The sequence below is a fragment of the Micromonospora sp. CPCC 205558 genome, assembly GCF_036902955.1.
Taxonomy (GTDB): Bacteria; Actinomycetota; Actinomycetes; order Mycobacteriales; family Micromonosporaceae; genus Micromonospora.
Genome location: NZ_JBAKHR010000008.1, coordinates 222404 through 247951 on the forward strand (window position 1 = coordinate 222404; position 25548 = coordinate 247951).

Below are 25548 nucleotides of genomic sequence, written 5' to 3' on the forward strand. Positions count from 1 at the left end.
CGGATTGGGCGGCGCGGCCGTCACGGGTTGGGCGGCGTGGGCCGTACGGCACGACGGGGGCGGGGTGGCGGCGCGACCAGCGTCGTCACCCCGCGTGACGGGCATCAGCGGTGGTCGGCAGGTCTGTTCGCTCCAGGGTTTCTCGTCGCCGATGCGGCACCGTGGGCTGGTTCACGGGGTGCTCGTCTAGGCTGGCCGGCCGGAGGTGGTGCGGGTGCGACGGACAGCGCCGATGGCGAACGCGGTGGGGCTGCTGGCCGGTTACGCGCTGGACAGGCTGCTCGGCGACCCCCGCCGGTGGCACCCGGTGGCCGGCTTCGGGCAGGCTGCGGGCGCGCTGGAGCGTCGCCTCTACCGCCCGGACCGAACGGCGGGTACGGCATTCACCGCGCTGGCCGTCGGAGGGCCGGTGCTGCTCGGGGCGGTCGCCGCGGCGGCCACCCGACACCGGCCGGTGACCCGGGCGGTGCTCGTGGCAGCCGGCACGTGGAGCGTGCTGGGCGGACGCACGCTACGGTACGAGGCGACCGTGATGGGGCGGACGCTGCGTGACGGTGACCTGCCCGCTGCCCGGCGACGCCTCGGTCACCTCTGCGGGCGGGACCCGTCGACGCTGGGCGAGTCGGAGCTGGCCCGTGCCACAGTCGAATCGGTCGCCGAGAACACCTCCGACGCAGTCGTCGCTCCGCTGCTCTGGGGTGCGGTCGCCGGCCTACCCGGGCTGCTGGGCTACCGCGCTGCGAACACTCTCGATGCGATGGTCGGGCACCGGTCGGCGCGCTACGCGCGGTTCGGCACCCCGGCCGCTCGGCTGGACGACGCGCTCAACCTCGTGCCGTCCCGGTTGACCGGGCTGCTCACCATCGCCGTCGCGCCGGTCGCGCACGGGGACCGGCAGCGCGCCTGGCAGGTGTGGCGGCGGGACCGCAACGACCACCCGAGCCCCAACGCCGGCCAGTGCGAGGCGGCGATGGCCGGTGCGCTCGGGGTCCGCCTCGGTGGCCGCAATGTGTACTTCGGGCGCTCCGAGGTGCGCCCGTTCCTCGGCGACGGTCCCCGCCCGGAGGCGCGGCACCTGAAGCGGGCCGCCCGGATCTCCGGCGCGGTGGGGCTGGCCGCAGTCGGGCTGGCCGCCGCGTATCCGGTGACCCTCGGCCGGCTGGTGGGCGCGGTCAGCAGGCGCGGGCTGGCTGCCGTGGCTGGCGGACGCGGGCTGGCCGGTGCGGTCGGCGGACGGGGGCTGGCCGGAAGGCGCGGGCTGGCCGGTGCGGTCGGCGGACGGGGGCTGGCCGGAAGGCGCGGGCTGGCCGGTGCGGTCGGCGGACGGGGGCTGGCCGGAAGGCGCGGGCTGGCCGGTGCGGTCGGCGGACGGGGGCTGGCCGGAAGGCGCGGGCTGGCCGGTGCGGTCGGCGGACGCGGGCTGGTCGCCGCTGCCGGCGGGCGCGGGCGGGCTGACGGAGTGGACGGGGGCGCCGGGGTGCGGCGGGGGAACGGGCGGTGAGCGGCGGGCTGTTGGTGGCCGGCACGACGTCCGACGCCGGCAAGAGCGTGCTCACCGCCGGCATCTGTCGTTGGCTGCACCGCCAGGGCGTGAAGGTGGCGCCGTACAAGGCACAGAACATGTCGAACAACTCGGCTGTGGTCGTCGGGCCGGACGGGCGCGGCGGCGAGATCGGGCGCGCCCAGGCCATGCAGGCCGCGGCGTGCGGGCTCGCACCCGACCTGCGGTTCAACCCGGTGCTGCTCAAACCGGGCAGCGACCTGGCCAGTCAGGTGGTGCTGCTGGGCGAGGCGGTCGACACCATCACCGCCGACACCTTCCAGCAGCTACGTCCCCGGCTCGCCGCGACCGCGTACGCCGCGCTCGCCGAGCTGCGTGAGACGTACGACGTGGTGATCTGCGAGGGCGCCGGCAGCCCTGCGGAGATCAACCTGCGGGCCGGTGACTACGTCAACATGGGGCTGGCCCGGCACGCCAACCTGCCCACCATCGTCGTGGGTGACATCGACCGGGGCGGTGTGTTCGCCTCGATGTTCGGCACCGTGGCCCTGCTCGATCCGGCCGACCAGGCGCTGATCGCCGGCTTCGTGATCAACAAGTTCCGGGGCGACCCTGGCCTGCTCCAGCCGGGTCTGGACATGCTGGGTCAGGTCACCGGCCGCCCCACGTACGGTGTGCTGCCCTGGGCACTGGACCTGTGGCTCGACGCGGAGGACTCACTCGCCTACGGGCGGGTGCTCGGCCGCCCCGCCGCCCCGCACGGCAGCGAATGGCTGGACGTGGCCGTCGTCCGCCTACCCCGGATCAGCAATGCCACCGATGTGGAGGCGCTCGCCACCGAGCCGGGTGTCCGGGTACGCCTCACCATCGAACCGGCCGAGCTGGCCGCCGCCGACCTGGTCGTCCTGCCCGGCTCCAAGTCCACCGTCGCCGACCTCGCCTGGCTACGCGACACCGGCCTCGCTGACGCGGTGGCCACCCACGTGGCGGCCGGCAAACCCCTGCTCGGCCTCTGCGGCGGTTTCCAGATGCTCGGCCGCGCCATCCACGACCCGGTGGAGAGCCGGCAGGGCAGCGTGCCGGGGCTCGGTCTGCTGCCCATCGAGATCACCTTCGATCCGCGCAAGACCGTCCGGCAGTCGGTGGGCACCGGTCACGGTGGCCTTCCGGTGCGTGGCTACGAGATCCACCACGGGTACGTGTCACACGCCGACCCCGGCCTGACCTCGCTGCTGACCGGCGAGGACGGTGTCGGAGAGGGGGCCGTGCTCGGCGCGGTGCACGGCACGCACTGGCATGGGGCGTTCGAGTCCGACGGGTTCCGCCGGTGGTTCCTCACCGAAGCGGCTCGCCTCGCCGGCCGCAGCGGGTTCCGGGTCGCACCGGCCACCAGTTTCGCCGCCGCCCGGGAACGCTCACTGGACCTGCTGGGCGACCTGGTCGAGGAACACCTGGACACCGATGCCCTCTGGCGTCTCATCGAGGCCGGCCCACCCGCCGGCCTCCCCTTCATCCCACCCGGCGCGCCACCCTCCTGACTGGCACACCGTCCCCTGGGGACTGTGCAGGTGGGGCCGCCCATGATCGTGCTCGATCGTTGTTCGAGGGGCCTCGTCCGCATGAGGATGGGCCTGTTTCCTGGATCGAGCGCGATCGTGAGCCGGCTGCCCGCCCGAGGTGGGCGCACGGTGGTGGAGTCAGGGGCGGACGTCGGCGGGGCGGTCGGTGGTGGGGAGGCCGGCGGCGAGCCAGGCGTCCACGCCGCCGATCATGTCGGTGGCCCGGCGCAGCCCGAGGGTCTGCAGGCTGGCGGCGGCCAGGCTGGAGCTGTAGCCCTGCCGGCACACCAGCACGATCTCCCGGTCGTACCCGGTGGCTTCCGGGATCCGCCAGGCACTGGCCGGATCGAGGCGCCACTCCAGTACGGTCCGGTCGATGACGACAGCGCCCGGCAGGTCGCCCTGTTCGCGGCGCTGCAGTTCGGTACGGGTGTCGACCAGCAACGCGCCGCCGCGGACCGCCTCGACGGTCTGCTGCGGAGTCAGTCGGTGCAGCCCGGCGCGGGCCTGTTCGAGCAGGGCGTCTATGCCGGGGCTCATCACGTCTCGGAGCACCACCCGATCATCCCGATTCGGTGGCACCCCGGGCGGCGAACGGCCCGCCCGTCACCCGTCGCCGCCCCAATTCCCCCGGACGTGACGGTGGCCGGCCGGGGCGATCAGCCGGACGGGTCAACGTGGCCCACCCTGGCCCCTCAACCCGCATGATCGACCACGCCTCGCTGACACCGCGGTGGCCGCCCGCCAGCAGGGAATGAACCCGAGTCGATCATCCTGGCCGGCGGCCGTGGCGGCATACTTCGGTCATGCACCACGCGAGGTTGCGGTGAACCCGGAGACCGACGGGCCGACCGTGGCGGTCGTCGAGGCGTACGCCGAACTGGCTCGTGGGGTGCTCGCGGGCCCGGCGCGGTTGGGGCGGACCCGGCTGGTCGCTGTCGACGGGCCGAGCGGCGCGGGCAAGAGCCGGTTCGCCGCGCGGCTCGCGGATGCCCTGGCGGGGCCGCTCGGCGGCCGACCGCCGGTGGTGCACACCGACGACCTGCTCGACGGGTGGGACGACCAGGTCACCTTCTGGCCCCGACTCGACGAGGGGGTGCTCGCCCCGCTGCGCGACGGGGAGCAGGGCGCCTACCAGCGGTACAGCTGGGTCCGGCAACGCTTCCTGCCCCGGCCGGTCCCGGTGCCGGTGGCTCCGGTGCTGGTCGTCGAGGGGGTCAGCGCCGCCCGAGCGGTCGTCCGGCCGGAGCTGACGCTGGCCGTGTTCGTCACCGCGCCCGCGGCGTTGCGGCTGACCCGCGCCGTCGCCCGGGACGGACCGGAGATCTTGCCGGAGCTGCGCCGCTGGCATGACGGGGAACGCGCGCACTTCGCCGTCGACGAGACCGCGGCCCACGCCGACCTGTTGGTCGACGGCGCTCCCACCCTGCCGCACGACGCGGACCGGTACTACGTGCGCCTCCGCTGAGCGGGGCATGGACGTCTGCCACCGACTACGGCACGATGCGGGGAGCTACGGCGAACGGGGAGCCACCATGACGGCAGCGGACGCGCCAGCGCGGCGTCGGATCACCCTCACCGGCATCAGCTCGCGGGCCTGGGAGCATCCCGCCGACCGGGGTGCCCTGGTCGCGCTGCGGGAGCTGCGCGGCTTCGACGACGTGGTGCGGTCGTTCTTCGGCATGTGGAACGAGCGCGGTTTCCGGCTGTCCGTGCTGGCCTCCGGCATCCGGGTCGACCACCGGCAGTACCCGGCGGTGTGGCAGCGCTACACCGAGGCCGCGGCGGCGCTCGACGTGGCCGAGCTGCCCGAGCTGTACGTGACCCAGTCGCCCTGGTTGGGCGCCGAGGCGGTCGGGCTGGAGCGACCGTTCATCGTGCTGAACTCCGCTTGCGTGCAGCAACTCGACGAGGACGAGCTGCGCTGTCTGCTCGGCCACGAGTTGGGGCACGTGGGCAGCGGGCACGCGGTCTACAAGACCATGCTCATGATCCTCACCCGCTGGGCGGCCAACCTGAGCTGGCTGCCGGTCGGCGCGATCGCGCTGCGGGCCATCATCGCGGCGATGCTGGAGTGGTGGCGCAAGGCGGAGCTCTCCGCCGACCGGGCCGGCCTGCTCGCCGGGCAGGACCCGGCCGCCGCGCTGCGGCTGTTGATGAAGCTGGCCGGCGGCGGTGACCTGTCCCAGGTCGACACCACCGCGTTCCTGGAGCAGGCCGCCGAGTACGCCGGCGGCGGTGACCTGCGCGACAGCCTGCACAAGATCCGGATGACCGCGTGGAGCACCCACCCGGTGCCGGTGGCGCGGGCGGCGCAGCTGCGCCAGTGGATCGACTCCGGGGCGTACGGGCGGGTGCTGGCCGGGGACTACCCGCGCCGCGAGGACGACAGCTCGACCAGCGTCACGGACGAGATCAAGGCGGCTGCCGAGTCGTACCGGGAGGAGTTCAGCCGGTCCAGCGACCCGCTGGTCGGGTTGCTGCGCCGGCTCGGCGACGGCGCGAGCGACGTCGGCGAGTGGGTGGGCGGCACCGCCGGTCGGGCCCGTTCCTGGATGGACGCGGCCACCGAGGCGGCGGGTCGCGCACACCGCGCCGGCCGGGCCGCCCCCGGCGCGCGGGCCGGTGCCGGCCCCACGGACAGCGGTGACGGTACGGGCTCCGCCAGCACGCCCCGGTAAGGCCGGCATACGATGCCGGTCATGACCTCACCGATCATGTCCGAGTCCGAGGTGCGGGCCGCCGTCGAGCGGGAGATGCCCGGCGTCCGGGCCGACCTGGAACGCCTCGTCCGCATCCCCGGCATCGCCTTCGAGGGTTTCGACCACTCGCACGTGGAACGTTCCGCCGAGGCGGTGGCCGAGCTGCTGCGCGGCTGCGGCCTGGACGTCGAGATCGTGCGTTCCGGTGGCCAGCCGGCGGTGATCGGCCGTCGGGCCGCCCCGCCCGGCGCACCCACCGTGCTGCTCTACGCCCACCACGACGTGCAGCCGGTCGGCGACCGGTCGCTGTGGGAGTCCGACCCGTTCGAGCCGGTCGAGCGAGACGGCCGGCTCTACGCCCGGGGCGCGGCCGACGACAAGGCCGGCATCATGGCGCACGTCGCGGCACTGCGCGCGTACGGGGACGCGCTGCCGGTGGGCGTGGTGCTCTTCATCGAGGGCGAGGAGGAGTACGGCTCCGACTCGCTGGAGCAACTGCTGATCGAGCACCGCGACGAGATCACCTCGGATGTCATCGTGATCGCCGACTCCGGCAACTGGGACATCGGCGTACCGGCGTTGACCACCTCGCTGCGCGGCGTCGTCAACTGTTTCGTCGAGGTGCGCACGCTGGACCACGCGGTGCACAGCGGCATGTTCGGCGGTGCCGTGCCGGACGCGCTCGCCGCGCTGGTCCGCCTGCTGGCGACCCTGCACGACGACGCCGGTGACGTGGCGGTGGACGGGCTGGTCGGCCGGGTGGGCGCCACCGTCGACTACCCCGAGGACCGGGTCCGGGCCGAGGCCGGGCTGGCCGACGGTGTCCAGTTCATCGGCACCGGCCGGATCACCGACCGGCTCTGGACCAAGCCCGCGATCGCCGTGATCGGCATCGACGCGCCATCCACCAGTGAGGCGCCGAACGCCCTGGTGCCGGCCGCGAAGGCGAAGCTCAACGTCCGTCTCGCTCCGGGCGACGACCCCAAGCGGGCGTACGAGGCGCTGCGCGCGCACCTGGAGAAGCACGCGCCGTGGGGTGCCCAGGTGACTGTCAGCCTGGAGCACGACGGTTACCCGTGCGTGATCGACGCGTCCGGGCCGATGTTCGACGCCGCCCGGTCGGCCTTCCGGGCCGCCTGGGACGGCACCGACCCGGTGGACATCGGCGTCGGCGGTTCGATCCCGTTCATCGCCACCTTCCAGGAGATGTTCCCGGAGGCGGCGATCCTGGTGACCGGTGTGGAGGACCCGCACGCCCGCGCACACGGCCCGAACGAGAGTCTGCACCTGGGGGAGTTCGCCCGGGTCTGCCTCGCCGAGGCGCTCCTGCTGGGCAAGGTGGCGGCAGCGGGCAGGTAGGGCCCGGGTGCCGGTGTCGGCAACTTCGGGTCTGATCTGGAGGTTTACGGCGTGTCGGACGGCTGGCTGTTATAGCCTTTCGTACATGAGTACGAACGAGGTGATGGCCCGGTTGGGGGCCGCTGTCAGCGCACTGGGAGATGTCGATGTCTCCGCGTGGTCCGAGGACACGCTCAACGAGCAGCTCGGTGAGCTCTCCGCCGCACTGGTCGCCCTCGACTCGGTGCTCTCCCGTGTCGCCGGCGAGGTCCGCGCCCGAGGGTTGCGCATCGAGGAGCCCGTCTCCGCCTGATCCGCCTTCCGCCTGATTCGTCGTCCGCGAGGGCGGGCGGCATCCGGCCGACACCGCCCGGGCACGGCAATGCCCGGGCGGTGTCGGCGGTGACTGGCAGGATGAGCTGCGTGCGGTTCCTCGATCTGGCAGCCACCTCCGCGGCCGTCGGTGCCACCAGCGGCCGGCGGGCCAAGGTGGAGCTGCTCGCTGACGCGCTGCGCCGGCTCGACCCCGACGAGGTCGAGCCGGGAGCCGGCTATCTCGCCGGTGAGCTGCGCCAACGGCAAACCGGGGTCGGCTATGCGAGTCTTCGTGACCTGCCGTCACCGGCCGTCGAGCCGACGTTGACGGTGGCCGCCGTGGACGCCGCCATCGCGCAGATCGCCTCGGTGCACGGCTCGGGCTCGCAGGCTCGGCGTCGGGCGTTGCTCGGTGCCCTCTACGCGACGGCGACGGCCGACGAGCAGCGCCTGCTCACCGGCCTGTTCAGCGGCGAGCTACGCCAGGGCGCCCAGGCCGGGCTCCTCGCGGACGCGGTGGCCCGGGCCGCCGAGGTGCCGGTCGCGGCGGTCCGCCGGGCGCTGCTGCTCGCCGGTGATCTGCGGGCCGTGGCGGTGGCCGCCCTGGCCGGCGGGGCCGCCGCGCTGGCCGGGTTCGGTCTGCAGGTCGGCCGGCCGCTGGCGCCGATGCTCGCGCAGAGCGCCCCCTCGGTCGACGAGGCGCTCGCCGCGACCGGCACGCCGGCGGTGGTCGACGTGAAGCTCGACGGCATCCGCATCCAGGTGCACCGCTCCGGCGCCGACATCGCGGTGTTCACCCGCAGCCTCGACGAGATCACCACCCGGGTGCCCGAGGTGGTCGCCGCGGTCCGTGCCCTGCCCGGCCGCGAGTTGGTCCTCGACGGCGAGGCGATCGGCCTGGACGAGACCGGCCGCCCACTGCCCTTCCAACAGACGTCGAGCCGGGCCGCCCGACGCACCACCCCCAGCACCACCGGTCGCACACCGGTCGCCCCAGCGGTGCTCGCGGCGGCTGCCAGCACCGGTGCGACGGTGCTCACCCCGTACTTCTTCGACCTGCTGCACCTCGACGGCGAGGATCTGATCGACCTTCCCGGCCGGGAGCGGTGGGCCGCCCTCGCCGGTTCGGTGGATTCGTCACTGCTGGTCGGGCGAATGGAGGTCGACGATCCGGAGCAGGCCGCCGCCGCGTTCGCCGCCGCGCTCGACGCCGGGCAGGAGGGCGTGGTGGTGAAGGCGCCGGACGCCCCCTACGACGCCGGCCGGCGCGGTGCCGCCTGGGTCAAGGTGAAACCGCGGCACACCCTCGACCTGGTGGTCCTCGCCGTCGAGTGGGGCAGCGGCCGACGCAAGGGCTGGCTGTCCAACCTGCATCTGGGCGCGCGTGACGCGCACACCGGCGACTTCGTCATGCTCGGCAAGACGTTCAAGGGGCTCACCGACGAGCTGCTGCGTTGGCAGACCGAGCGGTTCCTCGACCTCGCGGTCGAACGCGGCGACTGGGTCGTCCGGGTCCGGCCCGAGCAGGTGGTGGAGATCGCCTTCGACGGGGTGCAGACGAGTTCGCGCTATCCGGGTGGGGTGGCGCTGCGGTTCGCCCGGGTGGTGCGTTATCGCGACGACAAGTCCGCCGCCGAGGCGGACACCATCGACGCGGTCCGCGCCATCCACGCCGGCCGGGTGAGTGGCTGACGGGGCGGGGTCACGCGGACGCGGTCGACGTCGGTTCGGCGGCCCGGTCCAGGGGAGCCGGAGGGGTGCCGATGCCGGCGGCCCGGCGGGCCTCTCGACGGGCCACCCAGCCGTAGCCGAACAGCGCCATCACCGCGAAGAGCCACCACTGCACGACGTAGCCGAAGTTCTGCCAGTTGTTGGTGTGCCCGACCGGCACCGCCTTGAACAGCGGATCGGCCGCCGGGGTCTGCTCGTCGAGCAGCAGGTAGGCGCCGTAGACCGGGTAGGGCATCTCGCCGGCCAGCCGGGACACCCCGATCCGCCGGATCTCCAGCACCCCGTCGCGTCGGGCCACCGTGCCGGCGCCGCTCTCGGTCTCGTGCACCCGACCGACCACCGTCACGTCGCCGGTCGGCGCGGCCGGCACCGACGGCTGGGCGGTCGCCCCACCGGGCGCCGGCGGGATCCAGCCCCGGTCCACCAGCAGCGCCGTGCCGTCGGCGAGCACCAGCGGGGTGAGCACCTCGAAGCCGACCCGGCTGTCCACCGTCCGGCCACGGACCAGCACGGTGTTCGTGGGGTCGTACCGGCCGGTGACGGTGACCCGGGTCCAGACCTTGTCCTCGGCGGGGGCCGGGCCTGTCGTCCCCGGGCCGCCGGTGGGAGTGCGCAGCGCGTCGCCGAGCTGCGCGGGAGCCATCCGCTGGCCCGCGTCGATCCGCTCATTGACCTCGGTGCGCCCCCGGTAGCGGTCCAGCTGCCAGTCGCCGAGGAACACCATGACGGCGGCGGCGACCATGGTCAGCGCGAGAGCGCCCAGCCAGCGTGGGCTCAGCAGGAACCGGTACACGGCACCGAGGCTACTCGTATGACCGGCGCCACTGACCTGGACGGGCCGGACCGGGCCGGGCCCGTCGCCGGTGGGCCCTGCCAGGGCGGGGCCGGCTGCCCCGGTTGGCGGTGCTCGCGCCCGCGGCCGGGCGGGTATCGTCACGCCGACGGATCGGCCTCGGTCGTCCTGTCGCGTACCCGCCACCGCTCGCGAGGAGTCGATGATGACCGTCGTGCCGCGCCTGGTGCTCAGCGCGCCGTCCTCCGGGCACGGTAAGAACGCGCTGGCGATCGGGCTGCTCGCCGCCCTGGCCGAGCGAGGGGTCGACGTCGCCGGGTTCAAGCTCGGGCCCGACCACGTCGACGCCGCCTACCTCGGTCTCGCCTCCGGTCGGCCGGGTCGGGTGATCGACCCCCGGCTGGTCGGCGTCGACCGGCTCGCCCCGCTGGTGGCGCATGGTGCCGCCGGTGCCGGGCTCGCCGTGGTGCAGGGCAGCATGGGGCTGTACGACTCGGTCGGTGGCCGTCCCGAGGAGGAGTCCACCGCCGCCGCGGCCGCCGCGCTGCGCAGCCCGGTGGTGCTCGTTGTCGACGTGGCCGCGATGGGTCAGTCGGTGGCGGCCCTGGTGCACGGTTTCCGCTCGTACGACGAGCAGTTGTGGCTCGGCGGGGTGATCCTCAACCGGGTGGCGTCGTCGCGTCACGAGGGGATGCTGCGCGAGGCGTTGGACGACGTGGGAGTGCCGGTCTACGGCGCGCTGCGTCGCCAGGACCTGCCGGCGGTGCTGCCGTCGCGGCGGCACGGTGTGGCGCCGGTGGTCGACAATTCGGCCGATGCCGTCCGGGCGGTCCGCCGGTTGGGCGAGGCGGTCGCCGCCACGGTCGACCTGGAACGGCTGCTCGGGTTGGCCCGCTCCGCTCCGCCGCTGCCGGCGCCCGCCTGGTCTCCCGAGGAGGCGCTTGGCGCGTTCACACTCCCGGCGAACCGTCCGCTGGTGGCGGTGGCCGGTGGGCCGGGCGGCAGCTTCAGCCACCCGGAGACGGTGGAGTTGCTCCGGGCCGCCGGAGCCGAGGTCGTCGTCGTCGACCCGCTGCGCGACGAGGCCCTGCCGGTCGGCACCCGCGCGCTGGTCGTCGGTGGCGCGCTGCCCGAGGCGTACGCCGAGCAGTTGTCGGCCAACCGGCGGCTCTGCATCGCGGTGGCCGAGTTGGCGCGCACCGGGCGTCCGGTGATCGCCGAGGGCGCCGGCCTGCTGTGGCTGGCTCGGGAGCTGGACGGGCTGCCGATGTGCGGTGTCCTGGACGCGGTCGGGGTCAGCCGGGAGGGGGTGGTGGCCGGCTACCGGGAGGCGACCGCCCAGACCGACAGTGTGGTCGCCGCCACCGGCACCGTGCTGGTCGGGCACAAGGCGCACCGTGCGGTGCTCACCCCCCGCGCCGGTCAGCGGCCGGCCTGGAGCTGGGACGGCGGCGCACCGGAGGGCTTCGTCTGGCGCAACGTGCACGCCTCGCAGCTCACCCTGCACTGGGCCGGCCATCCGGCGACGGCCACCCGGTTGGTCGCCGCGGCGGCGGCCGACCCGACGAGCGAGGTGGTGCCCGCTCAGCCAGGCGGGGTGTCGGTGTGATCGGTCAGGTGGCGGTGCGCCGGTTCCCGGCGTTGACCGTCTCCACCCCGCGGACCGAGGTGCGCCAGCTCGCGGCGGCCGACGCGGCGGCGGCCGGGGAGATCTTCGCCGACAAGCTGACCCGGCGTTGGCTGCCGCTGCCCGACGACTCCGGCCCGATCGACGGGTTGGCCTGGTGCACCGATCTGGCCAGGCAGCGGCGCGACAGCGGGGAGGGCGACCACTATGCGGTGGTCCGGCGTGAGGACGACCAGGTGGTGGGCTCGCTGTGGACCCGGCGCACCGACTGGGGCGCCCGCCTCACCGAGATCTCCTATGCGATGGCGGCACCCGCGCGGGGCTTCGGTCTCGCCGCCGAGGCGGTCGACGCGGTGGCCATCGCGCTGATCCTGGAGCACGGCTTCCAACGGGTCGAGCTGCGGGTGGCGCCCGGCAACCTGGCCTCGCGCCGGGTCGCCGAGAAGGCCGGCTTCAGCTACGAGGGTCTGCTGCGTAACGCCGGGTTCGTCAGCGGCGGCCGGGTCGATCTGGAGCTGTGGTCGTTCGTCGCCGCCGACCTGCGCTGAGCTGACCTGCGCCGCGCTGGCGCTGGCATTGGCCTGAGCTGCGTTGCGCTCGCGCCGGTCAGCCGACGATGGCGTCCGATGGTGGGGTGAACTGGCGGGTTGGAGTGCCCTTCAGGCCGTCGCGCAGGGTCTCCGAAACCGCGGCGATGGGGATCTGGGACTGCCCGTCACCGACCGCGTTGAACGGATTGTCGGGGTCGGAGATGAAGCTCGCCGCCGCCAACTCCGGGGTGTAGCCCACGAACCAGGCCGACCTGGTGCTGTCGGTCGTACCGGTCTTGCCGGCCACCGGGCGTCCGACGGTGCCCCGCACGCTGTCGGCGGTGGACCAGCCGCCGCAGCTGCCGCGCGCCGGGGTGTCTCCGGTGGGGCAGCGGGCCGCGTCGGTGGCTGCCCGCGCGGCGTCCGCGCTCACGACCTGCCGGCACCGTGGCTTGGCCACTTCGCGGTGCAGGCCGCCCGGGGTGGCGTACGTGGCGGGAGTGCCGTCCCGGTTCATGATCGCTTGCACCGGGATGGCCTCGCAGTAGCGGCCGTCGGCGGCGATGGCGGCGTAGGCGTTCGCCATCTCCAGTGGGGTGGCGTCGGAGACGCCCAGGGTGAACGCGCCCCACTTCTTCGCCTTGGTCGGGGACGCCTGTTCCCGGTCGACGTCGGTGCGCCAGCGCAGCCCGAGCTGTTCGGCCAGTCGGACCGCCCGGTCCGCGCCGACCTTCTCCTCCAGCCACACGAAGTACGTGTTTACCGATTTGCCGAAGCCGGACCACATGGTCTGTTGGCCGGTCATTGCTGCGCTGGCGTTGGAGGGCGCCCAGCCGTCGTACACGGACGACTTGTAGCGGTAGGGCGCGTTGAACGAGGTGGAGAGGGTCATCCCGGAGTCCAGCGCGGCCAGCATCGGGAACATCTTGAACGTCGACCCGGCCTGGTAGCCGGCCAGGTCACCGCCGCCGAGCAGCGGCGCCACCGTGTTCGGATAGTTTGCCTTCACCTTCGGCCCGGCCTCGGGGTTGGAGCTCTGCGGATTCTCGGCCAGGTCCAGCGAGTACGTCCGGTTCACCGCCATGGCCTTCACCCGTCCGGTGCCCGGCTCGGAGACCACGATGCCGTTGGCGAACGGGCTGCCGGTGGCGTTCTTGGCGCCGACGCTGTTCTCCGCCGCCTCCTGGATCTTCGGGTCGAGGCTGAGCACGATTCGGTAGCCGCCCCGGCGCAGGTTGTCCATCCGTTCCAGCCGGTTCGCTCCGAACGCGGGCTGCGCGCTCCACCAGTTCTTCAGGTAGTCGCAGGCGAAGCCCCAGCTGTTGTACTTCTCCGACACCGCGGCGCAGTCGTGCGGTGGGGTGGTCAGCTTGAGCCGGATCGGCTCGGACTTGGCGGCGGCGGCCGAGTCGGGGGAGAGGTAGCCGAGTTGGCTCATCCGGTCCAGCACGTAGTTGCGCCGCCCGGTGGCCTCCTTCTGGTCGGAGTCGGCCGGGTCGTACTCGGACGGGGACTTGACCAGTCCGGCGAGGGTGGCGGCCTCGACCGGGGTGAGGTCCTTGGGGGTCTTGGAGAAGAAGATCTCGCTGGCCGCGTAGATGCCGTACGCCCGGTGCCCGAAGTACGCGGAGTTCAGGTAGCGCTCCATGATCTGTTCCTTGCTCAACTCCTTCTCCAGGTCCAGCGCCATCCGCATCTCCTTGACCTTGCGCAGGCTGGTCTGCTGGGTGGCTTCCTGGACCTGCTTGGGAGTGGTCGCGCTGTCCCGCAGGGCCATCCGGACGTACTGCATGGTCAGCGTCGAGGCGCCCTGGGAGCCGCCGGAGCGGGCGTTGGAGACGAAGGCCCGGGCGACGCCCTTCGGGTCGACGCCGTGGTGCTGGTAGAAGCGGGAGTCCTCGGCCGCGATGATCGCCTGCTGGATGTTCGGCGACATGTCCGACAGCTTGGTGTACTGCCGGTACTCCTCGTAGAACATGGTCAGCACGGTCTTGCCGTCGGGGGCGTAGAGGTACGAGGTCTCGGCGGGCAGGGCGGTCTTCAGCACCCGGGTCTTCTGGTCCACGGCGTGCGCGGTGGCCTTGGCGCCGATCCCGGTGAGGGCGACCAGTGGGTACGCGGCGGCAGCGATCACGATTCCGGCGATGAGACCGGCGCGGAGGAGAGGGACGAGACGACCAGCGGCAGCAAGGGGTCGATTGCTCACCTGGTCAAGTTATGACATTTCCGATTCGTACATGAGAAGAACTCTTAAACCGGCGAGTGGTGACGCGGCTTACGCCGAGATCGGCTGTCCCACCGGCCACCTTCCCGGCAGGATCGCGGACATGTCTGATCAGTCGAGCACGGTCGCCCCACCCACCGGGGCCGAGCCGGACCTCGCGCACCACGGGGACGCGGAGGCCACCGCCGGTCTGATCGACCTCGCCGTCAACGTCCGGCGCGGGCCGCCTCCCGCCTGGCTTGCCAACCCGATCGCCGCGACCCTCACCGAGCTGGCGCGTTATCCGGACCCGGCGCCGGCCCGGGCGGCGGTCGCCGCCCGACACCGCCGTCACCCGAACGAGGTGCTGCTCACCGCGGGCGCCGCCGAGGGCTTCGTGCTGATCGCCCAGGCGCTGCGCGGCGTTCGCCGCCCCGTGGTGGTGCACCCCCAGTTCACCGAGCCGGAGGCGGCGCTGCGGGCCGCCGGGCACCCGGTCGAGCGGGTGCTGCTCGACGCCGCCGACGACTTCCGACTCGACCCGTCCCGGGTGCCCGCCGACGCCGACCTCGTGATGATCGGCAACCCGACGAACCCGACCTCGGTGCTGCACCCCGCCCAGACGGTGGCCGCGCTGGCCCGCCCCGGCCGGGTGCTGGTGGTCGACGAGGCATTCGCCGACACCACGATCGCCCCCGGGCACCCCGGCGAACCGGAGTCGCTGGCCGAACGCCGCGACCTGCCCGGACTGCTCGTGGTGCGCAGCCTCACCAAGACGTGGGGCCTGGCCGGCCTCCGGATCGGCTACCTGCTCGGCGCTGCGGAGCTGCTGTCCCGGCTGGCCGCCGTCCAGCCGCTCTGGGCCGTCTCCACGCCCGCGCTGGCGGCCGCGTCGGCCTGCGCCAGCGCCGTCGCGGTCCAGGCCGAACGCGCGATCGCCGCCGACCTCGCCGCCGACCGCGACCACCTGGTCGCGCGCCTCACCGACCTGCCCGGTGTACGCGTCGTCGGCACTCCCGCCAGCGCGTTCGTGCTGCTGCACCTGCCGGGCGCGACAGCGATCCGGGCCGCACTGCGTGAGCGCGGCTGGGCGGTGCGCCGAGGCGACACCTTCCCCGGGCTCGGCCCGGACTGGCTGCGGGTGGCGGTACGCGACCGAAACACCACCGATGCGTTCATCGAGGTGCTGCGCGAGACCATGGAGGCATGATGCTGGAGACCACGATCGCGGCGATCCGCCCGGCGGACGAGACGGCCATGGCCGCCGCCCGGGAGCTGCACGGCCGGCTGACCAAGCCGGCGGGCTCGCTGGGCGCGCTGGAGGAGCTTTCGGTACGCCTCGCCGGCCTGGCCGGGGCCTGCCCACCACCGCTGCCCGAGCCGGCCGCAGTGGCGATCTTCGCCGGCGACCACGGCGTGCACGCCCAGGGGGTGAGCCCCTGGCCGCAGGAGGTCACCGCGCAGATGATCGGCAACTTCCTGGCCGGCGGGGCGGTGGTCAACGCGTTCGCCCGACAGGCCGGCGCATCGGTCACCGTGGTCGACGTCGGCGTGGCCACCCCGCTGCCCGTCGACCCGGGTGTGCCCGATGCGGCCGTGTCCGACCCGGCCGTGTCCGATGCGGCTGTGTCCGACGCTGCTGTGCTCGACCCGGCGGTCCCTGGCCCGGCCGTGCTCGACCCGACCGTGCCCCGGCTGGTCGTCGCGTCGGTTCGCCGGGGCACCCGCGACCTCGCGGTGACCGCCGCGCTCACCCGGGACGAGGCGCTGGCGGCGGTGCAGACCGGCATCCGGATCGCCGACGAGCTGATCGACGCCGGCGCCGGGATCCTGCTCACCGGGGACATGGGCATCGGCAACACCACCCCGGCAGCCATGCTGATCGCCGCGTTCACCGGCGCCGATCCGCTCGACGCCACCGGCCGGGGCACCGGGGTCGACGACCCGACGTACGCGCACAAGGTGGCAGTGGTGCGGGCCGCGCTGGCCCGGCACACCCCCGACCCGGCCGACCCGCTGGGGGTGCTGGCCGCCGTCGGCGGCCTGGAGCACGCCGCCCTGGCCGGGCTGATCCTGGGGGCCGCGGCCCGCCGTACGCCGGTGCTGCTGGACGGCGTGATCGCGGTCTCGGCCGCGCTCGCCGCCGCCGCGTTCGCCCCGGCGGCGGTCGACGCCATGGTCGCCGGTCACCGCTCGGCCGAGCCCGGTGCCACGGTGGCACTGCGCCACCTCGGCCTCGACCCGCTGATCGACCTGGGGCTGCGCCTCGGTGAGGGCACCGGCGCGCTGCTGGCGTTGCCGGTGGTCACCGGCGCGGTCCGGGTGCTGCACGAGGTGGCCACCTTCGACTCCGCCGGGGTGTCCGAGAAGTGACCACGCGCACCGAACGAGCCGCGCGCCCTGGTGGTGCGGCGTGACCTCCAATCCGTACCCCCTCGGTCTGCGGCTCGACGGGCGGCGAGTGGTCGTCGTGGGTGGCGGCGCGGTCGCCACCCGGCGTGTGCCCGCGTTGCTGGACGCCGGTGCGGACGTCCTGCTGGTGGCCCCGGAGCTGACCCCGGCCCTGCGCGCCCGGGTTGACGCGGGCCGGCTGCACTGGGTTGCGCGCTGGTTCGTGCCCGAGGACCTGGACGGCGCGTGGCTGGTCCAGGTGGCGATCGACGACCCGATGGCGGCGGCTTCGGTCAGCGCCGTCGCCGCCGAGCGGCGGATCTTCTGCGTCCGGGCCGACGACCGGACGGCCGCCACCGCCTGGACCCCGGCGGTGACCCGGCACGGCCCGGTCACCGTGGCGGTGCTCGGCGGCGGCGACCCCCGCCGCGCGATGACCGTCCGCGATGCGATCCGCGACCTGCTCGCGGTCCGCCTGGCCCCGGACGGAACCGTGCCGACGCACCGCCGGCCCGACGCCTCGACCGGGCCGACCGCATCGACCGGCCCGACCGCGACGACCGGGACTGCCGCGTGGACCGGGACTGCTGCTCCGACCGGCACGACCGTGACGACCGGGACTGCCGCGTCGACCGGCACGACCGCGATGGCCGGCGGGCGGCGGACCGGACGGGTGGCGCTGGTCGGGGCGGGGCCGGGAGACCCGGAGCTGATCACCGTGAAGGGCTGGCGGCTGCTCACCGAGGCCGACGTGGTCGTCGCCGACCGGCTGGTGCCCGGCCTGCTCCTGGACGAGCTGCGCCCGGACGTCGAGCTGGTGGACGCCTCGAAGATCCCCTACGGCCCGTCTCGGGCCCAGGAGGAGATCAACCAGATCCTGGTCGACCGTGCCCTGGCCGGTGCGGTCGTGGTCCGGCTCAAGGGCGGTGACCCGTACGTCTTTGGCCGCGGCGGTGAGGAGTTGCTGGCCTGCGCGGCGGCCGGTGTGCCGGTCACCGTGGTGCCGGGGGTGACCAGCTCGATCGCCGCCCCCGCTGCGGCCGGCATCCCGGTCACCCACCGGGGGGTGGCGCACGAGTTCACAGTGGTCTCCGGGCACCTGGCACCCGACTCGCCGGCCTCGCTGGTGCGCTGGGACGCCCTCGCCGGCCTCCGCGGCACCCTGGTGGTCCTGATGGGGTTGAAGAACCTCGCCGCCATCACGGCCACCCTGATCGCGCACGGCCGGTCGCCGCAGACCCCGGCCGCCGTCGTCCAGGAGGCCACCACGGGCACCCAGCGGGTGCTGCGGTCCACCCTCGGCGCGGTCGCCGCCGACGCGCTCGCCGCCGACCTCCGCCCGCCCGCGGTAGTCGTGCTGGGCGACGTGGTGAACACGCTCGACGTCTGAGAGCCGATGAACGGCACAGTCAGCCGTAGATCTTGGACACTTTCCGTTAGCGCGTAACGGAAAGTGTCCAAGATTGCCAGCTGCGGCCGGTGCAAGGGGCGCCGGTGCCAGCTGCGGCCGGTGCAGGCGGCCGGTGCAGGGGCCCCGGGCGGGCGGACAGACGACAGGGCCGGAGCGGCAGCGCTCCGGCCCTGTCGTACGTGCTGTCGGCTACTGCTTGAGCATGTTGTCCAGCAGCAGTGCGCAGCGGATCAGCCCGAGGTGGCTGTACGCCTGCGGGTGGTTGCCCAGGCCGCGCTCGGCGAGCGGGTCGTACTGCTCGGGGAGCAGCCCGGTCGGGCCGGCGGTCAGCACCATCTGCGCGAACAGTTCCTCGGCATCGGTGCGGCGGCCGGTGCGCAGGTACGCCTCGATCAACCACGCCGTGCAGATGTGGAAGCCGCCCTCACGGCCGGGCAGGCCGTCGTCCCAGTGGTAGCGGTAGACGACCGGGCCGCTGCGCAGGTCCGCCTCGATCCGCAGGACGGTGGAGAGGAAGCGCGGGTCGTCGCCCGGGAGCAGGCCGGAGAGGCCGATCCAGAGCGACGAGGCGTCCATGTCCTCGTCCCCGTACGCGACGCTGTACGCCTCGACGTCCGAGTGCCAGCCGTGCTCCAGCACGTTGGCGCCGATCCGGTCGCGCAGGTCCTTCCACTCGGGCCGGTCCTCGCCACCGTGCTCGCGCATCACGTGCAGTGCGCGGTCGACTGTCATCCAGCACATCACCTTGGAGAAGACGTGGTGCCGGGGTGGCAGTCGGGCCTCCCAGATGCCGTGGTCGGGCTCGTGCCAACGGCGGCGGACCGCCTCGACCATGTTCTCCAGGACCCGCCACTCGTCGTCGCGGACCGAGCCGCGGGCGTCGGCGACGGCCGCGATCAGGTCGGCGATCGGGCCGAAGACGTCCAGCTGCAACTGGTGGTTGGCGAGGTTGCCGACCCGGACCGGCCGGGAGCCGGCGTACCCGGGCAGCGTGTCGATCACCGCCTCGGCGCCCAGCTCGTAGCCGTCGATGGTGTAGAGCGGGTGCAGGCGCTCCGGGTGCCCGCCGGTGCGCTCGATGCAGCCGTCCACCCAGCGCAGCAGCGCCTCGGCCTCCTCGACGGAGCCCAGGTCGACGAGCGCACGGGCGGTCAGCGCGGCGTCGCGTAGCCAGCAGTAGCGGTAGTCCCAGTTGCGGACGCCGCCCAACTCCTCGGGGAGCGAGGTGGTCGCCGCCGCCAGGATCGAGCCGGTCGCTTCGTGGCAGAGCCCGCGCAGGGTGAGGGCGCTGCGCGCGACCAGGTCACGGGCGGTGGACGGCAGCCGCAGCGAGGCCACCCAGTCCTTCCACGGCTGCTCGGCGGCGGCCTGCCGCTCGTGGATCGGCACCCGGTGGTGCTCCAGGCTGTGCGTGCCGAAGCGCAGTTCCAGCACGACCTGCCCGCCGGCGGCGGAGAGGTCGACGACCGCCTTGGCGGTCTCGTACCCGCCGTCGTTGCCGACCTCCCACTGCACGCCGGGGGAGTAGAGCGCGACCGGCTCGTTGGAGCCGAGCACCAGCAGGCCGTCGCCGAGCGGCTGCAACTGGACGGCCACCTGGCCGAACTCCGGCCTCGGGGCGAATTCCACCTTGGCCTTGCCGCCGCCGGTCAGCACCCGGACCAGTGTCGAGTCACCGGTGACGACGGCCGGGCCGTCCGGGGTGGTCTCCCGGGCCGGCTTGTCCAGCCAGTCGGTGACGGTGAGCCCGGACCAGCGCGTCTCCACGGTCATCGTGCCGGAGCGGTAGCGCTGGCCCAACGGGATGCCGCCGCGTTCCGGGATGATGCTGAAGTGGCCGGCCGGGCTGCCACCGACCAGGTCAGCGAAGATCGCCGCCGAATCCGGCTTGGGGTGGCAGAGCCAGCTCACCTTGGCCTCGGGGGTGAGCAGAGCGACGGTACGACCGTTGGCCAGCATGGAGTGCCGTTCGATCGGCACCGCCCGCTCGCCGAACAGCCAGTGCCGCCGGGTCTCCAGCAGCAGCGCCAGTGCCCGCGCGGCCTCCAACGGGTCGGCCACCCGGTAGTTGGCCTGGGTGTCGCCGGGGCCGATCTTGATGCCGAGGTCGGGGCCGTGCAGGTTGCCGAAGGCGTTCTCGTCGGTGATGTCGTCGCCGATGAACAGCACCGCGCTGGCGGCGAGCTGGGTCCGGAGTTGGTCGACAGCCGTGCCCTTGTGGGTGGCCACCACGGAGAGTTCGATGACCTCCTTGCCCTGGGTCACCGTTACGCCGTCGAAGGTGGCCGGACCGTTGAGCACCGCCTCGATGGCCGAGGCCGCCACCTGCGGGTCGATTCCCCGGGTGTGCATGGCGACGCTGGCCGGTTTGCGTTCCAGCCGGATGCCCGGATGCTCGGCGGCGATCTCCCGCAGCGCGTTGCGGACCTGGGTGCGGACCGCGACCAGCTCGGGGGAGAGCCGCTCGACGAAGCCGATGTCGAACTCGGAGCCGTGGCTGCCGACCAGGTGCACCTCGCTGGGCAGCCGGGAGAGTGCGGCCAGGTCGCGCAGCGCCCGACCGGAAACCACCGCCACGGTGGTCTGTGGCAGCGCGGCGAGCGCGCGGACCGCGGCCACCGACTCGGGCAGCGGGACGGCCGTGCTCGGATCCTCCACGATCGGCGCGAGCGTGCCGTCGTAGTCGCAGGCGACCAGGAGCTGGGGGACCCGGGCGATCCGGCCGATGGCGGAGCGCAACTCAGGGTCCATGACCCCGGTGGCGATTGCCGCCCCATCGTTGACGGACGTGTTCACTCGGCCTCCGCCTCGGGAACTCCGAGCTCCGAGAGGAAAGACTTGGCCCAGTGGCCCACGTCGTGGGTACGCAGGTGACGTTGCATTGTCCGCATCCGGCGGCGTGCCTCGGTTTTCTCCACGTGCACTGCCCGGAGGAGGGCGTCCTTGACCGCGTCCGGGTCGTGCGGGTTACACAAAAATGCCTGGCGAAGCTCGGTGGCGGCACCGGCGAACTCACTGAGTACGAGTGCGCCACCCTGGTCGGCACGTGATGCTACGTATTCCTTTGCCACGAGGTTCATTCCGTCTCGCAGCGGGGTCACCATCATCACGTCGGCAGCAACGTACATCGCGGCCAGCTCACTGCGACTGTACGACTGATGGAGGTAATGGACCGCCGGCACGCCGACCCGGCCGAACTCGCCGTTGATCCGACCGACCTCGCGCTCCACCTTGACCCGTAGTGCCTGGTAGTGCTCCACGCGCTCACGGCTGGGTGTGGCGACCTGAACCATGACCGCGTCGGGAACTGTCAACTTTCCGTCAGCCAGCAGCTCCCGGAAGGCCTTGAGCCGCAACTCGATGCCCTTGGTGTAATCCAGTCGGTCCACGCCCAGGATTATCGTCTTCGGGTCGCCCAGCTCAGCCCGAATCTGCTTGGCCCGGGCCTGGATCGCCGGGTCGGCGGCCATCCGCTCCATCTCCTGGGTGTCGATCGAGATGGGGAAGGCGCCCGCCTTCACCTGCCGACCGTCGACCTGGATCATCTGCCCCTCGTAGCGCAGCCCGAGCAGGTGCCGGGCCAGCCGGACGAAGTTCTGCGCGGCCAGCCGCTGCTGGAAGCCGACCAGGTCGGCGCCGAGCAGACCGCGCAGGATCTCGGTGCGGAACGGCATCTGCATGAACAGCTCGATCGGCGGGAACGGGATGTGCAGGAAGAACCCGATCCGCAGGTCCGGGCGGAGCTCGCGGAGCATCGCCGGCACCAACTGGAGCTGGTAGTCCTGCACCCAGACCGTCGCGCCCTCGGCCGCCACGTCGGCAGCGGCCTCCGCGAACCGGGCGTTGACCAGGCGGTACGCCTCCCGCCATCGGCGCTTGTAGGCAGGCGTCTCCACCGCGTCGTGGTAGAGCGGCCAGATCGTCGCGTTGGACTGGCCCTCGTAGTAGCGCTCCAGCTCTTCGGCGCTGAGCGGGACCGGGTGCAGCCGGATCCCCTCCAGGTCGAACGGCTCGGGGGCCGCGCCGGTGCCACCGGCCCAGCCGACCCAGGTGCCCTTGTGTTCGGCGAGTACGGGATGCAGCGCGGTGACCAGCCCGCCAGGGCTGCGTCGCCACTGCCGGCCCTCGGGTGTGCTCACCTCGTCGACCGGCAGACGGTTCGCCACTACGACAAAGGAGCTACGGACGGTCACGATCGGCCACCTCCGGGTGCTGACGGGTCCACCGCGATGAGCGTACTGAGCGTAGCTGCGGCGTCTGGTGCCCCGTGCCGGAGTCTCCTACCCGCGTCTGTTTGCCCGAATCCTAAAGGTGATCTTGTCAACAGCCGTGCCGGGCCGAGGGGTCGATGGTGACACCAGGGTGGGGCGACGCGGCGTGTCCGCGTACTCCTGGGGCGGGGTGATGTGGGCGAAGCGCGCCGTACCTGTCAGGATTGACGGTGGCGTGCGCGCGGCCGGCTTCCCGGCCGGCGGCGGCGGGTGGAGGTCCGAGCCCGCGCCGCGCCGCCGATCATGCGACAGCAACCGACGGAGGTAGCCCGCACCGTGGCCCAGTACATCTACGTCCTGGAAAAGGCGCGCAAGGCGCACGGCGACAAGGTCGTGCTCGACAACGTCACGTTGAGCTTCCTGCCGGGGGCCAAGATCGGTGTGCTCGGCCCCAACGGTGCCGGTAAGTCCAGCCTCCTCAAGATCATGGCAGGGCTGGACAAGCCGAGCAACGGCGAGGCCCGACTCATGCCCGGCTACACCGTCGGCATGCTCGCCCAGGAGCCCCCGCTCAACGAGGCCAAGACCGTGCTCGGCAACGTCGAGGAGGCGGTCGCCGAGACCAAGGCCAAGCTGGAGCGGTTCAACAAGATCGCCGAGCAGATGGCGACCGACTACTCCGACGAGTTGATGGAGGAGATGGGCAAGCTCCAGGAAGAGCTCGACCACCTCGACGCCTGGGACGTCGACTCCAAGCTCGAACTGGCGATGGACGCGCTGCGCTGCCCGCCGCCGGACGCCGACGTGACCCAGCTCTCCGGTGGAGAGCGTCGCCGGGTCGCGCTCTGCAAGCTGCTGCTGGAGGCGCCCGACCTGCTGCTGCTCGACGAGCCCACCAACCACCTGGACGCGGAGAGCGTCTCCTGGCTGGAGCAGCACCTGGCGAAGTACGCCGGCACCGTCATGGCGATCACCCACGACCGGTACTTCCTCGACAACGTGGCCGGCTGGATCCTGGAGTTGGACCGCGGCCGGGCGATCGGGTACGAGGGCAACTACTCCACCTACCTGGAGAAGAAGGCCGCCCGGCTGGCCGTCGAGGGCCGCCGCGACGCCAAGATGAAGAAGCGCCTCACCGAGGAGTTGGACTGGGTCCGCTCCAACGCCAAGGCCCGGCAGACCAAGTCCAAGGCCCGCCTGGACCGGTACGACGAGATGGCCAGCGAGGCGGAGAAGACCCGCAAACTGGACTTCGAGGAGATCCAGATCCCGCCGGGCCCGCGGCTGGGCAGCACGGTGATCGAGGCACAGAACCTCAGCAAGGGCTTCGGTGACCGGCTGCTGATCGACAACCTGTCGTTCTCGCTGCCGCGCAACGGCATCGTCGGCATCATCGGCCCCAACGGCGTCGGCAAGACCACGCTGTTCAAGACCATCGTCGGGCTGGAGCAGCCGACCAGCGGGTCGGTCCGGGTCGGCGAGACGGTCTCGCTGTCGTACGTCGACCAGAACCGGGAGGGCCTCAACGGCGACAAGACCGTCTGGGAGGTCGTCTCCGACGGACTGGACTACCTGATGGTGGGCAAGGTCGAGATGCCGTCGCGGGCGTACATCGCCGCGTTCGGCTTCAAGGGCCCGGACCAGCAGAAGCCGACGAAGGTGCTCTCCGGCGGCGAGCGCAACCGGCTCAACCTGGCGCTGACCCTGAAGATCGGTGGCAACGTCATCCTGCTCGACGAGCCGACGAACGACCTGGACGTGGAGACGCTGTCCAGCCTGGAGAACGCGCTGCTGGAGTTCCCCGGTTGCGCCGTGGTCATCTCGCACGACCGGATGTTCCTGGACCGCGTCGCCACGCACATCCTGGCCTGGGAGGGCGACGACCAGGACCCGGCCAAGTGGTTCTGGTTCGAGGGCAACTTCGAGGCGTACGAGAAGAACAAGATCGACCGCCTCGGCGCTGAGGCCGCCCGGCCGCATCGGGTGACCTACCGCAAGCTGACCCGCGACTGACCGGCCGAGACGGTGTCTGATCGCTTCATCTACCACTGCACCCTGCGCTGGTCCGACCTGGACGCGTACGGCCACGTCAACAACTCGCGCTTCCTCACCCTGTACGAGGAGGCGCGGGTCGCGTTGATGTTCGCCGGCGGCCGGGCCTGGGGGGTCGGGTCGTTCGCCGACGGGGTGGTGATCCGCCGGCACGAGGTCGACTACCTGCGCCCGGTCGACTACGCGCTCGGCCGGGCCACCGCGGAGGCGGCACCCACCGTACGGATCGAGCTGTGGGTGGAGGAGATCCGGGCTTCCCGGTTCACGGTCGCCTACGAGCTGTACGACGGCGAGGTGTTGGCCAGCCGGGCCCGCTCCGTGCTGGTGCCGTTCGACCTGACCCGCCAGGTGCCCCGGCGGATCACCACCGAGGAACGGGACTTCCTGCTCACGTACGCGCCGCAGGGCGGTGTGGGGTGACCCGGCCGGGCACCGCTGAGCCGGGCCGGGTGGCGGCGTCGGCGTCCACCCACGGTGTTGCCGGGGTGGCCGACGCGGGTGCCTTCCTGGCCCGGCTGGTCCGGTTGGACCCGGCCGCGCCGGTCCGGCTGCGGCCGGCCGGCGCACCCGGCCGGGTCGCGCTGTGGGCCCGGCTGCCGTGGCAGGTTCTGGTGGTCCGCACGGTTGCCGGTGGGCCGGCCGACGGTGCCGCCGAGGACGTCACGGTGGCCGCTGCGGAGCTGCTCGCCGAGCTGGAGCACGGCGGCGCTGCCCTGCCGGCCCGGCGGGACGCCCAGTGGCGGTGGCCGTTGCCGCCGACGCGGAGCCGTCAGGTGGAGGCGTTGCCCGTCGCCGAGTTGCGACGGATCGCGGACGCGGCGGCGGGCACCCTGCGGACGGCGAGCGAGGAGGGCGTCGCCGGCCGTGCCGTGGGCCAGCGGGCCCTGCGTGACGCGTTGCTCGACCACGTGGCGGTGCTGATCACCCCGGACGGGCCGCCCGCCGCGCCGGTCGAGGTGCCGCAGCGGCTGGTGCAGGGGGTGGTCCGGATGGGCTTCCTCGGCGCCGCCGACGGTTCGCCGGCCGGCGAGGGCGGGAACACCGTTCAGGTGCGGGTGGCCGGTCGTTGGGTCGGCCTGGTGGGACCGCACGGAGCGGCTTGGTTGCAGAAGGCCACGGATCTTGCCGTGACACCCCTGAACACTCGTCCGAACGGATGACCCCGGCTCATTCTTCTGGTCATG

Annotated in this window: 19 protein-coding genes and 1 pseudogene; 15 read left to right on the forward strand and 5 right to left on the reverse strand. The window is 72.9% G+C overall.

Annotated elements, in window-relative coordinates:
- Positions 1-232: 232 nt before the first annotated feature.
- Together V6U86_RS12160 and V6U86_RS12165 are read left to right on the forward strand one after the other, a co-directional pair.
- A pseudogene (locus V6U86_RS12160) lies at positions 233-1210 on the forward strand (cobalamin biosynthesis protein); the annotation flags it as partial.
- 287 nt (positions 1211-1497) lie between these two features.
- Positions 1498-3039, forward strand: a complete 1542-nt coding sequence (locus tag V6U86_RS12165) for a cobyric acid synthase (protein WP_334502120.1) — start codon at positions 1498-1500, stop codon at positions 3037-3039.
- 159 nt (positions 3040-3198) lie between these two features.
- Here the strand turns inward: V6U86_RS12165 and V6U86_RS12170 are convergent, their stop codons facing one another.
- The gene (locus V6U86_RS12170) at positions 3199-3600 is read right to left on the reverse strand and encodes a rhodanese-like domain-containing protein (RefSeq protein WP_334502275.1); all 402 of its coding nucleotides are present in this window, start codon (positions 3598-3600) and stop codon (positions 3199-3201) included.
- Between the two features lie 286 nt (positions 3601-3886).
- Between V6U86_RS12170 and V6U86_RS12175 the strand changes: the two genes are divergently transcribed.
- The 5 genes from V6U86_RS12175 (at position 3887) to V6U86_RS12195 (ending at position 9107) form a co-directional block, all read left to right on the forward strand.
- Positions 3887-4528, forward strand: a complete 642-nt coding sequence (locus V6U86_RS12175) for a uridine kinase family protein (RefSeq protein WP_334502125.1) — start codon at positions 3887-3889, stop codon at positions 4526-4528.
- Between the two features lie 67 nt (positions 4529-4595).
- Positions 4596-5741: a M48 family metallopeptidase gene (locus tag V6U86_RS12180; protein WP_334502127.1), complete on the forward strand. Its 1146-nt coding sequence runs from the start codon at positions 4596-4598 to the stop codon at positions 5739-5741.
- Positions 5742-5777: 36 nt separating this feature from the next.
- Entirely contained in the window at positions 5778-7121 is a 1344-nt protein-coding gene (locus tag V6U86_RS12185) for a dipeptidase (protein ID WP_334502277.1), read from the forward strand.
- A gap of 85 nt (positions 7122-7206) precedes the next feature.
- Positions 7207-7413: a hypothetical protein gene (locus V6U86_RS12190; protein WP_030333429.1), complete on the forward strand. Its 207-nt coding sequence runs from the start codon at positions 7207-7209 to the stop codon at positions 7411-7413.
- 101 nt (positions 7414-7514) lie between these two features.
- Positions 7515-9107 (forward strand): ATP-dependent DNA ligase, encoded by a 1593-nt coding sequence (locus tag V6U86_RS12195; RefSeq protein ID WP_334502279.1) that lies wholly within the window; start codon positions 7515-7517, stop codon positions 9105-9107.
- A 10-nt stretch (positions 9108-9117) separates the two neighbouring features.
- Here V6U86_RS12195 and V6U86_RS12200 read toward each other — a convergent pair whose 3' ends face one another.
- The gene (locus tag V6U86_RS12200) at positions 9118-9939 is read right to left on the reverse strand and encodes an SURF1 family cytochrome oxidase biogenesis protein (RefSeq protein WP_442934927.1); all 822 of its coding nucleotides are present in this window, start codon (positions 9937-9939) and stop codon (positions 9118-9120) included.
- A gap of 205 nt (positions 9940-10144) precedes the next feature.
- On the opposite strand from V6U86_RS12200, the gene V6U86_RS12205 reads away from it, so the two are divergent.
- Positions 10145-11548: a cobyrinate a,c-diamide synthase gene (locus tag V6U86_RS12205; protein WP_334502132.1), complete on the forward strand. Its 1404-nt coding sequence runs from the start codon at positions 10145-10147 to the stop codon at positions 11546-11548.
- Positions 11545-12114 (forward strand): GNAT family N-acetyltransferase, encoded by a 570-nt coding sequence (locus tag V6U86_RS12210; protein WP_334502134.1) that lies wholly within the window; start codon positions 11545-11547, stop codon positions 12112-12114. The genes V6U86_RS12205 and V6U86_RS12210 overlap by 4 nt, the downstream gene beginning before the upstream one ends.
- A 58-nt stretch (positions 12115-12172) precedes the next feature.
- Here the strand turns inward: V6U86_RS12210 and V6U86_RS12215 are convergent, their stop codons facing one another.
- Complete coding sequence (locus tag V6U86_RS12215; protein WP_334502136.1) at positions 12173-14302, reverse strand: transglycosylase domain-containing protein; 2130 nt, start codon at positions 14300-14302, stop codon at positions 12173-12175.
- Between the two features lie 121 nt (positions 14303-14423).
- Here V6U86_RS12215 and cobC point away from each other — a divergent pair, with 121 nt between their 5' ends.
- The 3 genes from cobC to cobA are packed head-to-tail and all read left to right on the forward strand — an operon-like array spanning position 14424 to position 18080.
- The gene (gene cobC / locus V6U86_RS12220) at positions 14424-15509 is read left to right on the forward strand and encodes an Rv2231c family pyridoxal phosphate-dependent protein CobC (protein ID WP_334502138.1); all 1086 of its coding nucleotides are present in this window, start codon (positions 14424-14426) and stop codon (positions 15507-15509) included.
- Entirely contained in the window at positions 15509-16672 is a 1164-nt protein-coding gene (locus V6U86_RS12225) for a nicotinate-nucleotide--dimethylbenzimidazole phosphoribosyltransferase (protein WP_334502283.1), read from the forward strand. The genes cobC and V6U86_RS12225 overlap by 1 nt, the downstream gene beginning before the upstream one ends.
- A gap of 40 nt (positions 16673-16712) precedes the next feature.
- Complete coding sequence (gene cobA, locus V6U86_RS12230) at positions 16713-18080, forward strand: uroporphyrinogen-III C-methyltransferase (RefSeq protein WP_334502140.1); 1368 nt, start codon at positions 16713-16715, stop codon at positions 18078-18080.
- 210 nt (positions 18081-18290) lie between these two features.
- Here cobA and otsB read toward each other — a convergent pair whose 3' ends face one another.
- Both otsB and V6U86_RS12240 read right to left on the reverse strand, forming a co-directional pair.
- On the reverse strand, positions 18291-20852 hold the full coding sequence (otsB, locus tag V6U86_RS12235) for a trehalose-phosphatase (RefSeq protein WP_334502285.1): 2562 nt from the start codon (positions 20850-20852) through the stop codon (positions 18291-18293).
- Positions 20853-20893: 41 nt separating this feature from the next.
- Positions 20894-22294 carry an alpha,alpha-trehalose-phosphate synthase (UDP-forming) gene (locus V6U86_RS12240; protein WP_030333449.1) on the reverse strand — a complete coding sequence of 467 codons (1401 nt, stop codon included), beginning with the start codon at positions 22292-22294 and terminating at the stop codon, positions 20894-20896.
- 354 nt (positions 22295-22648) lie between these two features.
- Here V6U86_RS12240 and ettA point away from each other — a divergent pair, with 354 nt between their 5' ends.
- From ettA to V6U86_RS12255, 3 genes are read left to right on the forward strand one after another with little or no spacing between them, the layout of a single operon-like run.
- Positions 22649-24325, forward strand: coding sequence for an energy-dependent translational throttle protein EttA (gene ettA / locus V6U86_RS12245; protein WP_334502287.1), 1677 nt, complete (start codon positions 22649-22651; stop codon positions 24323-24325).
- Positions 24326-24337: 12 nt separating this feature from the next.
- Positions 24338-24784: an acyl-CoA thioesterase gene (locus tag V6U86_RS12250; RefSeq protein ID WP_334502144.1), complete on the forward strand. Its 447-nt coding sequence runs from the start codon at positions 24338-24340 to the stop codon at positions 24782-24784.
- Entirely contained in the window at positions 24781-25524 is a 744-nt protein-coding gene (locus V6U86_RS12255; RefSeq protein ID WP_334502146.1) for a hypothetical protein, read from the forward strand. The genes V6U86_RS12250 and V6U86_RS12255 overlap by 4 nt, the downstream gene beginning before the upstream one ends.
- Positions 25525-25548: the final 24 nt, after the last annotated feature.